This is a genomic window from Luteibacter yeojuensis, from assembly GCF_000964085.1.
GTDB classification, from domain to species: domain Bacteria; phylum Pseudomonadota; class Gammaproteobacteria; order Xanthomonadales; family Rhodanobacteraceae; genus Luteibacter; species Luteibacter yeojuensis_A.
This window is the reverse complement of the sequence record NZ_JZRB01000007.1, coordinates 73,772-86,282: the sequence shown is the minus strand read 5'-3', so window position 1 is coordinate 86,282 and position 12,511 is coordinate 73,772. Positions and strand designations below refer to the sequence as shown.

At 68.4% G+C, this 12,511-nt stretch carries 15 protein-coding genes; 6 read left to right on the top strand and 9 right to left on the bottom strand.

Going from position 1 to position 12,511, the window contains the following annotated elements; genetic code table 11:
* Positions 1–46 precede the first annotated feature (46 nt).
* The 6 genes from VI08_RS20720 to VI08_RS04195 all read right to left on the bottom strand — a co-directional run bounded on the left by VI08_RS20720 (position 47) and on the right by VI08_RS04195 (position 4,354).
* Positions 47–781 carry a DUF3379 family protein gene (locus VI08_RS20720; protein WP_052697679.1) on the bottom strand — a complete coding sequence of 245 codons (735 nt, stop codon included), beginning with the start codon at positions 779–781 and terminating at the stop codon, positions 47–49.
* On the bottom strand, positions 778–1,317 hold the full coding sequence (locus VI08_RS04215; protein ID WP_045828301.1) for a sigma-70 family RNA polymerase sigma factor: 540 nt from the start codon (positions 1,315–1,317) through the stop codon (positions 778–780). The genes VI08_RS20720 and VI08_RS04215 overlap by 4 nt, the downstream gene beginning before the upstream one ends.
* A 19-nt stretch (positions 1,318–1,336) precedes the next feature.
* Positions 1,337–2,212, bottom strand: a complete 876-nt coding sequence (locus tag VI08_RS04210) for a ParB/RepB/Spo0J family partition protein (RefSeq protein WP_045828300.1) — start codon at positions 2,210–2,212, stop codon at positions 1,337–1,339.
* Positions 2,213–2,221: 9 nt separating this feature from the next.
* Positions 2,222–3,040: a ParA family protein gene (locus VI08_RS04205; protein WP_045828299.1), complete on the bottom strand. Its 819-nt coding sequence runs from the start codon at positions 3,038–3,040 to the stop codon at positions 2,222–2,224.
* A 134-nt stretch (positions 3,041–3,174) separates the two neighbouring features.
* Positions 3,175–3,804, bottom strand: a complete 630-nt coding sequence (gene rsmG, locus VI08_RS04200; RefSeq protein ID WP_045828298.1) for a 16S rRNA (guanine(527)-N(7))-methyltransferase RsmG — start codon at positions 3,802–3,804, stop codon at positions 3,175–3,177.
* 115 nt (positions 3,805–3,919) lie between these two features.
* A complete protein-coding gene (locus VI08_RS04195) occupies positions 3,920–4,354 on the bottom strand; it encodes a hypothetical protein (RefSeq protein WP_045828297.1) in 435 nt (144 codons plus the stop codon).
* Positions 4,355–4,600: 246 nt separating this feature from the next.
* Between VI08_RS04195 and VI08_RS04190 the strand changes: the two genes are divergently transcribed.
* From VI08_RS04190 to VI08_RS04180, 3 genes are read left to right on the top strand one after another with little or no spacing between them, the layout of a single operon-like run.
* Positions 4,601–4,873, top strand: coding sequence for a hypothetical protein (locus VI08_RS04190; RefSeq protein WP_045828296.1), 273 nt, complete (start codon positions 4,601–4,603; stop codon positions 4,871–4,873).
* Positions 4,873–5,136, top strand: coding sequence for a hypothetical protein (locus VI08_RS04185; RefSeq protein ID WP_045828295.1), 264 nt, complete (start codon positions 4,873–4,875; stop codon positions 5,134–5,136). Before VI08_RS04190 ends, VI08_RS04185 begins: the two co-directional genes overlap by 1 nt.
* A gap of 3 nt (positions 5,137–5,139) precedes the next feature.
* A complete protein-coding gene (locus tag VI08_RS04180; protein ID WP_045828294.1) occupies positions 5,140–6,768 on the top strand; it encodes a PepSY-associated TM helix domain-containing protein in 1,629 nt (542 codons plus the stop codon).
* A gap of 10 nt (positions 6,769–6,778) precedes the next feature.
* Here VI08_RS04180 and VI08_RS04175 read toward each other — a convergent pair whose 3' ends face one another.
* Positions 6,779–7,642 (bottom strand): hypothetical protein, encoded by an 864-nt coding sequence (locus VI08_RS04175; RefSeq protein ID WP_045828293.1) that lies wholly within the window; start codon positions 7,640–7,642, stop codon positions 6,779–6,781.
* Positions 7,643–7,767: 125 nt separating this feature from the next.
* Between VI08_RS04175 and VI08_RS04170 the strand changes: the two genes are divergently transcribed.
* A complete protein-coding gene (locus VI08_RS04170; RefSeq protein WP_045828292.1) occupies positions 7,768–8,694 on the top strand; it encodes a M14 family metallopeptidase in 927 nt (308 codons plus the stop codon).
* A gap of 4 nt (positions 8,695–8,698) precedes the next feature.
* On the opposite strand, the gene VI08_RS04165 is transcribed toward VI08_RS04170, so the two are convergent.
* Entirely contained in the window at positions 8,699–9,886 is a 1,188-nt protein-coding gene (locus VI08_RS04165; RefSeq protein WP_045828291.1) for an MFS transporter, read from the bottom strand.
* Positions 9,887–9,975: 89 nt separating this feature from the next.
* On the opposite strand from VI08_RS04165, the gene VI08_RS04160 reads away from it, so the two are divergent.
* On the top strand, positions 9,976–10,560 hold the full coding sequence (locus VI08_RS04160; RefSeq protein WP_045828290.1) for a TetR/AcrR family transcriptional regulator: 585 nt from the start codon (positions 9,976–9,978) through the stop codon (positions 10,558–10,560).
* On the opposite strand, the gene VI08_RS04155 is transcribed toward VI08_RS04160, so the two are convergent.
* Positions 10,548–10,979 (bottom strand): hypothetical protein, encoded by a 432-nt coding sequence (locus tag VI08_RS04155; RefSeq protein WP_198148836.1) that lies wholly within the window; start codon positions 10,977–10,979, stop codon positions 10,548–10,550. The genes VI08_RS04160 and VI08_RS04155 overlap by 13 nt on opposite strands.
* A gap of 363 nt (positions 10,980–11,342) precedes the next feature.
* Between VI08_RS04155 and VI08_RS04150 the strand changes: the two genes are divergently transcribed.
* Entirely contained in the window at positions 11,343–12,365 is a 1,023-nt protein-coding gene (locus tag VI08_RS04150; RefSeq protein ID WP_084621244.1) for a LacI family DNA-binding transcriptional regulator, read from the top strand.
* Positions 12,366–12,511 lie beyond the last annotated feature (146 nt).

Sequence of the window (12,511 nt, the reverse complement as noted above, 5' to 3'; positions counted from 1 at the left end):
TTATCGCCGATGCGGCGGCCGCGTGGGCCGCGCCCGCGGCATTCGTTCAGATCTGGCCGATCGATGCCGGCGCGGGCCCTTCGATGGCGGCGCGCCAGCCGCGTTCCGCCGTCTCCATCGCCTTGCGGCTCGCCCCCTGCGCCAGCAGCACCAGCGTGCCGCCGTGCAGTTGTAGCTCGCGGCCATCCCAGCCATCGCGGTGGAAGGTGCCGGGCTTGCCGTCCATCTTGCCCGGCATGTACAGCGCCACCACGGGCTCGTCGTCCATGCGGGTGACGGCGTGCACCGCCGGGTACGGGCCCACGGTGCAGTCGTGCACGTAGGTGACCATGCCCGGGGCCGGGCCTTTCAGGTGCGTGGCGCGGCCGACGAAGCCGGCTTCCACCTGGTCGTCGGTCATCGGCCGGGTCAGCGCCAGCGAGTCCATCTCCCACGGCATGTGCGCCACGGCCAGGGCCGGCAGCGAATGCTGGTCGCTGTAGCGCCATAGCATGCCGACGCCACCGAACGCGATCAGCACCGAGGCGGCCATGGCCAGCCATGCGCGGCGGCGGCCCACCTGGGCCCGGCGCTCGCCGGTGGCGTGGGCCAGCAGGATCCGGTCGGCGAGGCCATCCGGCACGGGCACGGCCATGGCGGCTTCCACGTCATCCTCGAAGCGCTGCGCGCGCTGCCAGAACGCGGCGCAGCCCTCGGTGCAGCTATCGCGGTGGGCGAGCAGGGCGGGGTCGCGCGAACGCGGTTCGGCGCTGATGCGGCGGCGGAAGTCGAGGCAGTTCATGTCCGGCCCCCCTCGGCCGCGGCGCGGCCGCCCAGCAGCTTCTTGAGCTGCTGGCGGGCGCGGAACAACTGGGTCATCACGGCGCCGGCCTTCTGCCCGGTGCTCTCGGCGATCTCGTCGGCGCTCATGCCGCCCAGCACCTGCATGGCCAGCGGCGCGCGGTATTTATCGGGCAGGCGGCCGATGGCCTCGCGTACCTGCGCGGCATCGCCGCTGCGCTCGGGACTGGCGTAGGCGGCGTCCTCGGGCAGCGTATCGTCCAGCTCCACCACCTCCAGGCGCTTGCGCTCGTAAAGCCGGGCATGTTCCCGGCGCAGGATGGTGAACAGCCAGGCCTTGGCCGATTCGGCGTCGCGCAGGGCGTCGAGGTTCTTCCAAGCGCGCAGGAACGTCTCCTGGACCAGGTCCTGGGCGACGGTCTCGGAGCGCGACAGCCACCAGGCGAACCGGTAGAGGTCCGCCGACAGGGCGCGCACCATGGCTTCGTACTGGCGCTGCTTGGGGTTCACATCCCCTTTGACCGGCGGCGTCGGCATTTCCTTACAGGCCCGGGCGTCAGCGGATCTTGCTGAGGATGCCGTCGAGCTCGTCGTTGCTGTGGTAATGGATGACGAGCTTGCCCTTGCCGCCGCGGCCCTGGGCCACCTCCACGCGGGTGGCGAAGCGCTCGGCCAGCTCGCGCTCGAGGTTGGCCACGTTGGGGTCGGCCGGCGCGGCCGACTTGGCCTTGCCCTTGGGTTCCAGCTGGGCCTTGCGGGCGGCTTCCTCGAGCTCGCGCACGGTCCAGCCGTTGCGGGCGGCTTCGCGGGCCAGCGGCTCGGCGATGGTCGAAGGCAGCGTGAGCAGGGCGCGTGCGTGGCCCATTTCCAGCTTGCCCTCGTCGAGCAGCTGCTTGATGGCGGCCGGCAGTTCGTTGAGGCGCAGCAGGTTGGACACCGAGGCGCGCGAGCGGCCCACGGCGTCGGCCGCCTGCTGGTGCGTCAGGTCGAACTCGTCGACGAGGCGCTGCAGGGCCTGCGCCTCTTCCAGCGGGGTGAGCTCCTGGCGCTGGATGTTCTCGATGAGGGCCATGGCGAGCACGGACTGCTCGGGCACGTCCTTCACCAGCGCGGGGATCTCGCTCATCTGCGCACGCTGGGCGGCGCGCCAGCGGCGTTCGCCCGCGATGAGCTCGTAGCTGTTCTTGCCGAGGGCGCGGACCACCACCGGCTGGATGAGGCCCTGGGCCTTGATGCTGGCGGCGAGCTCGTCGAGCGCCTCGTCGTTCCAGTGGCGGCGCGGCTGGTACTTGCCGGCCTGGATATGGTGGATGGGCAGCGTGCGCAGCTCGCCTTCCTGCTCGATGACCGAGGGGGCGGCTTCCGGGCCGGCGCCACCGCCCAGCAGGGCATCGAGGCCACGGCCGAGTCCACGTTTCTTCGCTGTTGCCATGGGGGCTCCTTAGGGCGTGGTCGGCGCGGTGGCTTCGGCGTCGCTGGGCTCGGCGCCGCCCTTCAGGGCGCGCTCGCGGCGGATGATCTCGCCGGCCAGGCCGATATAGGCGATGGCGCCGCGCGAACCGCGGTCGTAAAGATGGATGGGCTGGCCGTGGCTGGGCGCCTCGGCGAGGCGCACGTTGCGCGGGATGATCGAGCGCAGCACCTTTTCGCCGAAGTGCGTGGTGAGCTGCGACGACACCTCGTTGCCGAGGTTGTTGCGCACGTCGTACATGGTGCGCAGCAGGCCCTCGAGCTCGAGCTCGGGGTTCAGGCGCTGGCGCACGGCCGTGATGGTATCGAGCAGGCTGGACAGGCCCTCGAGCGCGAAGTACTCACACTGCACCGGAATGAGCACGCCGTTCGCGGCGGTGAGCGCGTTCAGCGTCAGCAGGTGCAGCGACGGCGGGCAGTCGATGAGGATGGTGTCGTAGCGGTCGGCCACCTTGGCCAGCTGCTCCTTCAGGCGCTGCTCGCGGGCCATGCCGTCCATCAGCTTCAGCTCGGCGGCCGTGAGGTCGCCATTGCCCGGCATCAGGTCGTAGCCGGCCTCGGTGCGCACCAGCACGTCTTCGATGCCCACTTCACCCAGTAGCACTTCGCAGCCGTTCGGCTTGGCCTCGTGCTTGTCCACGCCCGACGCCATGGTGGCGTTGCCCTGCGGATCGAAGTCGACAAGCAGCACCTTGCGCTTCGCGGCGGCCAGCGCCGCGGCGAGGTTGACGGAAGTGGTGGTCTTGCCGACGCCGCCCTTCTGGTTGGCGACTGCGATGATGCGGGCCATGGAAAGTCGCTAGCTACCGTGCACGGAAGGGGCGCTAGCGTAGCATCTGTGGCGTTTTACTGTGGGAGCGCGCTTGCGCGCGATGGCCCCCTGTAGGAGCGCACCCCTGTGCGCGACAGCGTTTCGCGAGGCGCTCAGCTCCTGCGAATAACGACCAAATGCCGCTCGCCCTCAACCCCCGGCACCCCAAGGCTGTGAATCGCCTCGACCTCGAACCCAGCCGGCACCCCCGCCAGCTCCTCCGCCGGGTGCTTCCCCTTCATGGCCAGCCACGTACCCCCTGGCGCCAGCAGATGCCCACCCCAGCCCAGCATGTCGGCCAGCGAGGCAAAGGCCCGCGCCGTGATGCACTCGAACGTGCCCTCCACGTCCTCCACCCGGCTCTGGAGCGCCCTGGCATTGCCCAGCTTCAGCGAACGGATGGCCTCGCGCAGGAAGCGCACCTTCTTCCCGTTCGAATCCACCATGAGCACCTCGCGGGCCGGCTCGGCGATGGCGAGCGGGATCCCGGGCAAGCCCGGCCCGGTGCCCAGGTCGGCCAGCGTGCGGCCGTGCACATAAGGAAGGATGGCCAGCGAATCGATGAGGTGCAGGGTGACCTGCGCCTGGGCCTCGCGGATGGCGGTGAGGTTGTAGGCGCTGTTCCAGCGCTCGAGCAGCTCGCGGTAATCGAGCAGGCGCTCGACGGCGCCAGCGGGCAGGTCGACCTGCAGCTGGGCGATGCCGCGTTCGAGGAGGGCTTTGAGGTCGTCGCGGGCGGGCATTGGCGGCGAATGTCTACGATAAGGCGGGCAAGTATCGCCCATGCCAGGCGCGGGGCACAAAAAAAGAGGCAACGTTGCCGTCGCCTCCCTAATAAGCCGAGCTTTATTACGAACGTTAAGCGGCGTCGAGCTCGACGCGTGTCACCAGCATGCCGCGGGCGCGGAGCGAACCGTTCACGGCGTGCTTCAACTGGGTGCCGACGGCGCGGCGGTCCGCGGCGTGGGCGGTGGCGGCGTTGCGCAGGGCGGCCACCACGTTGGTGCGGATGAGTTCCGGGGCTTCCTCGATGACCGGATCGGCCGCGGCCGGCTCCAGCACCTGCCAATACACCGTGCCGCCGTCGAAGCGGAGCACCTGGCCACCCAGGTCGATCTTGTGGGTGATGCGGTCGAGGAGGGGCAGCACCACATGGGTGCCAGCCGACAGGAGGGCAGGCGTACGACCGACGCGGCGCACGCTGAACACCTGGCCCTCAGGCACGCGCTTGACCGAAGCGACCGCGAGGACGCAGGTGGCAAGGACGATGGCGAGGAAGGTGATGGTCAGCATGGCAGTTACATCAGGTAGTTACGTTGTTTTCCTGTCTCACGGCATACCGAGATGGTGCACCGCGTTGATGGAGCGAGGGGTTAATTCTAATTTAACTTTGGGGGTTAACGCTAGTTTTACCAAACCCCCATGTTCAGTTAGCGGTTGGGTTGGTCAAAACTTGAGCACTGGTCAAGCGATGACCATTGTTGACCCCAAAGTGGTGAATGATAACAATTATCAATAACTACCCAGCTGGTCCCGCCCATGAACTTCCTCGGCTGCCTGGTGGCCTTCGCCGCCATGGCTCTCGCCTACCTCTCCTCCCGCAACCAGCGCGCGCTGGCGCGGCCTTTGGGCCGTGGCGGCAAGCTGGCGGCAGGGGCGCTGGCGGTGGGCGCGCTGGCCTGCTGGGTCGCCGGTGAAACCACGCTTCCCGGAATATTCTCAACGCTGACCGCCCTGATGCTCGGCGCCGTGGCCTTCCCCTACGTGCTGTGGCTGCTCAAGCCGGCCGGTGACGAAAGGAAGCCGCGCTGATGCTCGCCAAGACCTTCGCCGGCATCCTGCTGGGCTGCCCGCTCTCGATGGCCGTCATCGGCCTGGTCGTTTACCTGTGGCCAGGTTCCAGCGAGGCCGTGCTGATGCCGTGGCTGGTGGCGTTCTTCCCCCTGTGGACGGTGGTGATCGCGGCCACCTTCATGTTCCGCACCGGCGTGCGCGCATGGGGCTGGCTGGCCGTCGCCAACGTGGGCGCCTTCGCGGCGCTGTTCCTCGCCAAGCACACCCTGCCCGGTCTCTGAGCCATGAAGTCCAGCACCCTCCGCACCTTCACCACCGTGCACACCTGGACAGGCCTGCTCGCTGGCTTCGCGCTGTTCATCGCGTTCTACGCGGGCGCGCTGACCATGTTCCACGACCCCATCGACACCTGGGCGTTGCCGCAGGCGGAGCTGGCGGATGCGAAGGTGATGGAACAGGCCGACGCGATGGTCGCCGACATCGTCGCGAAGCACCCCGCCGCGCGTGATTCGATTGGCGTCACGTATGCGGCCGGGCACCCCTCGCACGAGGTGGCCGCCTACTGGATGGAGAAGGACGGCACGTGGAAGACGCAAGCCGTCGACGATGCCGCCGCGCATGATTCCGAAGACCACACGCATGGCCTCGCGGATTTCGTCTACGAGCTGCACTACGACCTCGGCATCCCCGAGATCGGCATCTACCTCATGGGCATCGTCAGCGTCATCTACGGGCTGGCACTGCTCACCGGCGTGTTGATCCACCTGCCGAACCTGGTGCGCGAGATGTTCGCGCTGCGCCCGGGCCACAACCTGAAGCGGCTGTGGCAGGACGCGCATAACGTCATCGGCATCCTCAGCCTGCCCTTCCACATCATCTTCGCCGTCACCGGCGCCTTGCTGTGTTTAACGCTGGTAGCGCTGATGGCGTTCAACACCGCGATCTTCGACGGCAAGCTGATGGGTGCGTTCGAGCGCATGACCAGCGCGCTGCCCGATACGACGGCGATGGCCGACGCGAACGCGGCGAAGGGCAAGGCCACGGGCGACATCGCCATGCTGCCGCCGGCGCAACTCGGCGCACTGGCACGCAAGGCCGCGCTCGACGCGGGCGCCGCGAACTTCGAGCCCGACTACATGCGCTACGTCCACTACGGCCAGCCGGGTGCGCAGGCGGAGGTGCGCGGCACGTCCACGAAGACGCTCGGTGAATACGGCATGGTTGCCGTCGATCCCGCGAGCGGACGCATCCTCAACGTGCAGCTGACGGGGGCGCGCGATGCGAACCACGCCACGTACTCGGCCATCTTCGGCCTGCACTTCGGCACGTTCGGCAGCCTGTCGCTGCGCTGGCTTTACTTCATCCTCGGCCTGGCCGGCGCCTTCCTGTTCTATTCGGGCAACCTGCTTTACATCGAAACCCGGCGCAAGCGCCGTAGCGCCGAGCAACCGATGAAGGTGCGCGCCATGGCCACCGCCACGGTGGGCGTGTGCCTCGGCACGTGCTTCGCCATATCGGTGACGTTCGTTGGCAACCACCTCGCCCCGCTGTTCGGCGCGGAGCCTACCCACGTGGTGCAGCCGGTGTGTTTCAGCGCGTTCTTCGCCGCGGTGGCGTGGACGTTCTGGCGGCGCCCGGCAAAAGCCGCGGTCGACCTGTTGTTCGCCACCGCCGCCGTGTCGGCCGCCGTCGGCATCCTCGACATCGCGCTGCACGGCGATCGCCTTGCCCGCACGCTGGCCGAAGGTCGCTACGACGTGCTGGGCGTGGACCTCGGCGCGATGGCACTGAGCGCCGGCTTCGCATGGCTGGGCATGGCGACGCGCAAGCGCGTGGTCGAGGGCGATCCGTGTAGCGTGTGGTACGGCCGTACGCCCAAACCGGCGGCGACCGGCGGTGCGCACGCGACGTGACGGCACGGCGCTAGTGCTCCCCGCGCGGCACTGCCCACCACCAGGCGAACGCCGCGCCCAGGCCGAGCACGGCATGCTCCAGTGAGAACTGGAACGCGCTCAGGAATCCTTCCCACCACGGCAGTGGGCCGACGATGGCCAGCCACACCGGCAACAGTGCCGTCGCATGCAGGAAAGGCACAAGGAAGGTCATCGCGACGGCGAACCCGGCGAGCGCGTAGCGGCCACTACGCCACGCCAGCCGGCATGCCACGAACGCGCCCAGCACGGCCTCGGCGAACGTGAGGTACGCGGGCAGCAGCACGTGGAACCCATAGGGCGCCTTGTACACCTCGTCGCCCTCCGGCAGCCCCAGCGAGCCAATCCATGCGGTGAGCGGCGCCATGAGGTAAGGGCGCACCAGCCACGTGGCCACCGCATACATGGCGGCCGTGCCAAACACCACGGCGGCCCAGCGCGGCAGGCGGTCGGCCGCCACGGTGGCGATACCGCATACGACCAGGCCGAGGACGATGTTGGGCAGCACGCCCAGCAACGGCTTCGCGTACGTCGTGGTGACCACACCCTCCATGATGCCGGCGCGCAGCGTCTCGCGGATCATGAGGTAAGCCACGGTCAGCAACAGCCACCGCACCCACGCGGCAGCCAGCGGTGTTGGCTTCGCGGCAAGCAGCGCCAGCACCACGACGGCGATGTAGCTCGTGACACCGTTGCACGACAACAACCACTTCGGTATCGCGCCTAGCGCGGGGTAGGGAATGCCGATGACCTGCAGCATCACCACATGGACGGAAAGGGCCACCACGCCCGTGAGCACCGCGCCCACGAGCAGCAGCGGCCAGCGGATGGTGTGCGTCGGGCGAAGCTCGTGCATGCGCGTTCCTCCGGGCCAACGATGTGCGAAGCCCAGCGTAGGCCCGCCCCGCCGCCGTCGCCATAGGCCACTTGTACCGGGGTGCGCGTATACAATCGGGAAGCCCTAAGCCAGAGCCTCACGCCATGACCCACGCCACGCCTTATCCCATCGGTACGCCCGGCACGCCCTGGGGCCCCGCCGAGATCGAGGCCTGGCGTGCGAAGCAGGTGAAGCACCGCAGCTACCGCGACGAGGTGCTTTCGGCCATCGAACCGCTGCAGGCCGCGTTCGACGTCACGGAATACGGTTCCGTCGATTACGCTGGCGAGCAATACCCCTTCCTGGTGGTGCGCACGCGCGGGTGGCACGACGAGCTGCCGGTGATGGTGGTGACAGGTGGCGTCCACGGCTACGAAACCAGCGGCGTGCACGGCGCGCTGCAGTTCCTGCGTGAACACGGCAATGCCTACGCCGGCCGCGCCAACGTGCTCGTGGTGCCGTGCGTCAGCCCGTGGGCGTACGAACGCATCCACCGCTGGAACTTCGATGCGATCGACCCGAACCGCAACTTCCGCGAGGGCAGCCCGGCCGCGGAGTCGGCGGCACTGGTGCGCCTGCTCGCGCCGCTGGGCGACAAGGTGCTGATGCACATCGACCTGCACGAAACCACGGACACCGACGAATCCGAATTCCGCCCCGCGCTGGCGGCACGCGACGGCAAGGAATACGAACCGGGCGAGGTCCCCGACGGCTTCTATCTCGTCGACGATGCCGCCAAGCCTCAGCCAGCTTTCCAGAAAGCCGTGATCGATGCGGTGGCGAAGGTCACGCACATCGCGCCGGCGGATGCCCGTGGCGAAATCATCGGCTCCCCCGAAGTGGCGCACGGGGTCATCGAGTACGCGCTGGCGCAGCTCGGCCTGTGCGCCGGCATCACCCCGGCGCGTTACTGCACCACCACCGAGGTGTACCCCGATAGCCCGCGCGCCACCCCCAGGGAATGCAACGACGCGCAGGTGGCGGCGGTACGCGCCGCCATCGATTACGCGCTGGCCCACCCAGCCGGGTGAACCCTCACGATGCGGCCGGCGCGCGCACGTGGTGCGCGCGCGTCGCGATCCATGCGAGGGCCGCCAGCGTCAGTGCGATGATGATGCCCGCGTAGATGTTCACAGCCGCAGGCAGACCCACCTGCTGCGCGAGGAAGCCCACGGCGATGGTGGGTACGCTGAAGGCCAGGTAGCTCTCGATGTAGAACACGGCCATGAGGTGGCTGCGTTCATGCGGCCCGGCCAGCGGCAGCACGCTGCGCACGGCGCCGAGGAACGAGGCGCCAAAACCCATGCCTGCCACCACCGAGCCACCCATCAGCCAGGGTGCCGAGCCCGCGGCCGCGCCGGCAAGCACCAGCACCAGCCCGGTCGCGAGCAGGATGGCGCCCGCCACCAGCGTGCGCAGTGCGACGTGGCGCAGGCCGAACAGCACGGCCACCGCGCCGCTGAACATCAACGCCGCCACCGTGAGGCCGCCCAGCCATGGCGACGACGAATGCGTGGTCTTCGCCACCAGCGACGGCATCAGCGAGAGATAGAACCCGCCAAGCATCCACACCGCGATGTTGAGCGGCGTGACCGCAAGCAACGCAGGCCGGGCCTGCGGCGGCACGGCCACAGTGGGGCGCAGGCTCGCGAACGCGCCCGGCTTGCCGCCGGATGTCTCCGGCACCTGCCACGTCAGCACGAAGGCGACCAGGAGCAGGGTGATGAACACCGCGAACACGGTCTGGAACGGCGCGGGCGCGAGCACCACCAGCGCCGTGCTGCCCAGCGCGCCCACCGCCATGCCGATCATGGGTGCCACGCTGTTCACGGCGGCGCCACGGTGGCGGTCGATGTCGAGCACGGCCGCGCCAAGCGCGGCCATCGCCACGCCCGTCGCCACGCCCTGCAGCAGGCGCGCCGCGGCCAGCCACCACGGGTTCGCGGCCAGCACGAACACCAGCATGGCGACGATATCGAGCGCGATGGCGGCGGCGATCACCGGCCGCCGGCCGAGGTGGTCGGACAAGCGCCCGCCGAAAAGCAGCGCGGCCAGCAGCGAAAACGCGTACACCGCGAACACGGCCGTCAGCACCGCTGGCGTGAAATGCCATTCGGCCTGGTAAAGGCGATACAGCGGCGTCGGCGCGGCCGAGGCCCCGATGAAGGTGCCCAGCGTCAATGTGTGGACGGCGATCGGCCGCCAAGTGTCTTGCACACTCATGGCGAAAGCTCAAAAGCAAAGAATGTGCGTTAGTCTACGCCGCTGGCTGCCTAAAGCAAATATTTCGCTTTTGTTCTAGAATCGGCCCCATGAGCACGACGCCCCTCATCCCCCGCACGGCCGGCCCGCGCCCCGGCGGCCGCAGTGCCCGCGTGCAGGCGGCGATCCACCAGGCGGTGCGCGAGCTGCTCGCTGAAGCCCCGCGCGATTCCCTCACCGTTCCCGCCGTGGCCACGCGCGCCGGCGTCACCCCGTCGACGATCTACCGCCGCTGGGGCGATCTTGGCCAGCTGCTGGCCGATGTGGCCGTGGAAACGCTGCGCCCCGAGGCGACACCGGAAGACACCGGCAGCTATCAGGGTGACCTGCTGGCGTGGCTCGAGCAATACCGCGACGAAATGTCCTCGGGCCCGGGCCGCGCCATGCTGCGCGACGTGCTGGGCGCCGGTACCGAGAACACGGGCAAGTGCGCGCTTTACTGCACGCAGCAACTGGATGCCATCCACGAACGTGCCGCCGCGCGCGGCGAAAGCACCCTCGCCACCGAGGCTGTGCTCGATGGCGTGGTGGCTCCGATGATGTATCGCATCCTCTTCGCCGCGCAGGCGCCGACGAACGAAGACGTGGCCAGCTGGCTCGACGCGCTGCTACAGGCGCCCCGTCACTCCACGTGATACAGCACGGCGGCGCCGGGCTTGGCCTCGAAGGCCGGCACCGTGCGCTGCTTCAACGCCGTACCCTTCGCATCCCACACCAGGGTGTCCTGCGGGTACTCATCTTTGCGGGTCATCGCGTCGATCTGCTTCACGATCACATCGGAGCCGCCCTTCACTTCCGGGTTCCACTCGAACACGCCCACGCGGCCGTAAAACGCGGCGGGCGCGTCGGCGTCCAGGCGGCGATCGGGGCACATCACCAGGCCACGTTCGAGCATGACGCGCAGGGCGCCCACGGGCGTGGCGCGCACAGTGGGCGTGGTGCGCTCCGTGCTATGCCCGGGGCAGACGTTCGCGGAGCGGGTCACCATCTTCTCCACCACTTCGCGATCGGACTGGGCGAAGGCAGGCAGGGTGGCCAGGGACAGGGCGAGCAGGGTGGCGCGGCGCAGTTGCTTCATGCATACGACTCCTTCGCTTGGGTTCGGGGGAGTGTACCGACGTAAATGGCGTTTACATGGCAGCGCGTAAATGGCGTTTCATGGCTGCGGCAGCTATTCAAATAGGTGAATGTTTTGCGAAGAAGCGTGCTGCAACGCAAAATCCCGGTGCAGACCACACAACCCCATGATTCGCAAAGCTAATCTGCGTCTCGCCGCTGAGTGGTATTGCCCGTAATAACGTTTACTCGTGCAGTGCAACAAGCCCTTGATTTAACACACTTTACACGCTCGCTGAAAACGTTTACGTTCCGCGCCGTCAAACCCCGGAGGGGCCGGGGACGCAGGGCGACCACTTAAGTGAGTGTGACGATCAAAGACGTCGCGAGGATGGCCAACGTTTCGGTGGCCTCGGTTTCGCGCGCACTGAATGGCCATGGCGGTGTCACCGCGGAAACGCAAAAGCGAATCCGCGAGGTGGCCGCCCGCCTGCGTTACGTGCCGCACAGCGCGGCGCGCAGCCTCATCACCCGCCGCACGCAGACCATCGGCGCCCTCCTGCCCGACCTGCACGGCGCGTTCTTCTCCGAGCTTATCCGCGGCATCGACCTTGCCGCGCGCGCCCGCGGGCTGTACCTGCTCGTGTCGAGCTCGCACGGCGATGCCACCGAGGCCGCCATCGCCCTGCGCGCGATGCAGGGCCGCGTCGATGGCCTGCTGGTTATGTCGCCGCACGCCGACGCCGCCTTCCTCGACGAGAACCTCCCGATCATCCTGCCCACCGTGTTGATCAACAGCCATGTGCGCTCCGAGCGCCACGCCGCGCTGGACGTCGACGACTTCGGCGGCGCAAAGGCCATGGTCGACCACCTGCTGGCCGGTGGCCGCAAGCGCATCGTGTTCATCGCCGGCCCGGCGGTGAACCACGACGTGGAAGAACGCGCACGCGGCTACCGCGAAGCCCTGGCCGCCGCGGGCCTTGGCGATACCGCCGTGGTGCTGCAGGGCGACTTCACCGAAGCCTCCGGTTACCGCATGGCGAAGGAAGCGCTGGCCATGTCGCCGCGCCCGGATGCCATCTTCGCCGCCAACGACATGATGGCCATCGGCGCGCTCTCGGCACTCGCCGAAGCCGGCGTGGCCACGCCCGGTGACATCGCCGTCACCGGTTTCGACGACATTCCCATGGCGCGCTACGTCTCGCCGCCCCTCACCACGGTGCGCGTGCGCATCGCGGAACTGGGCGAAGCGGCGATGGACCGCCTGGCACGCATGATCGAAGCCCCCGAGGACGCCGCGCCCGAGCCGCGCGTGGTCGTGGGCACCGAACTCGTCGTACGCGCCTCGTGTGGCGCCAGCGACCAGGCGCGACGACGGAACTGATCCACCGTCGGCATTACACGGCTTGCCGGGCCGTGGCGGGAACCAGGACGGCGCCATTGATGGATTGCGACAACCATTCGGGCCGCAGTGGAACGGGCGGGGGCGTGGCGAGCGATCGCCGACAACAGAGGTGGCCCAGACCACCG

Coding starts and splice junctions, on each gene's coding strand:
- VI08_RS20720 (WP_052697679.1), bottom strand. CDS start 781: ATGAACTGCCTCGACTTCCGCCGCCGCATCAGCGCCGAACCGCGTTCG.
- VI08_RS04215 (WP_045828301.1), bottom strand. CDS start 1,317: ATGCCGACGCCGCCGGTCAAAGGGGATGTGAACCCCAAGCAGCGCCAG.
- VI08_RS04210 (WP_045828300.1), bottom strand. CDS start 2,212: ATGGCAACAGCGAAGAAACGTGGACTCGGCCGTGGCCTCGATGCCCTG.
- VI08_RS04205 (WP_045828299.1), bottom strand. CDS start 3,040: ATGGCCCGCATCATCGCAGTCGCCAACCAGAAGGGCGGCGTCGGCAAG.
- rsmG (WP_045828298.1), bottom strand. CDS start 3,804: ATGCCCGCCCGCGACGACCTCAAAGCCCTCCTCGAACGCGGCATCGCC.
- VI08_RS04195 (WP_045828297.1), bottom strand. CDS start 4,354: ATGCTGACCATCACCTTCCTCGCCATCGTCCTTGCCACCTGCGTCCTC.
- VI08_RS04190 (WP_045828296.1), top strand. CDS start 4,601: ATGAACTTCCTCGGCTGCCTGGTGGCCTTCGCCGCCATGGCTCTCGCC.
- VI08_RS04185 (WP_045828295.1), top strand. CDS start 4,873: ATGCTCGCCAAGACCTTCGCCGGCATCCTGCTGGGCTGCCCGCTCTCG.
- VI08_RS04180 (WP_045828294.1), top strand. CDS start 5,140: ATGAAGTCCAGCACCCTCCGCACCTTCACCACCGTGCACACCTGGACA.
- VI08_RS04175 (WP_045828293.1), bottom strand. CDS start 7,642: ATGCACGAGCTTCGCCCGACGCACACCATCCGCTGGCCGCTGCTGCTC.
- VI08_RS04170 (WP_045828292.1), top strand. CDS start 7,768: ATGACCCACGCCACGCCTTATCCCATCGGTACGCCCGGCACGCCCTGG.
- VI08_RS04165 (WP_045828291.1), bottom strand. CDS start 9,886: ATGAGTGTGCAAGACACTTGGCGGCCGATCGCCGTCCACACATTGACG.
- VI08_RS04160 (WP_045828290.1), top strand. CDS start 9,976: ATGAGCACGACGCCCCTCATCCCCCGCACGGCCGGCCCGCGCCCCGGC.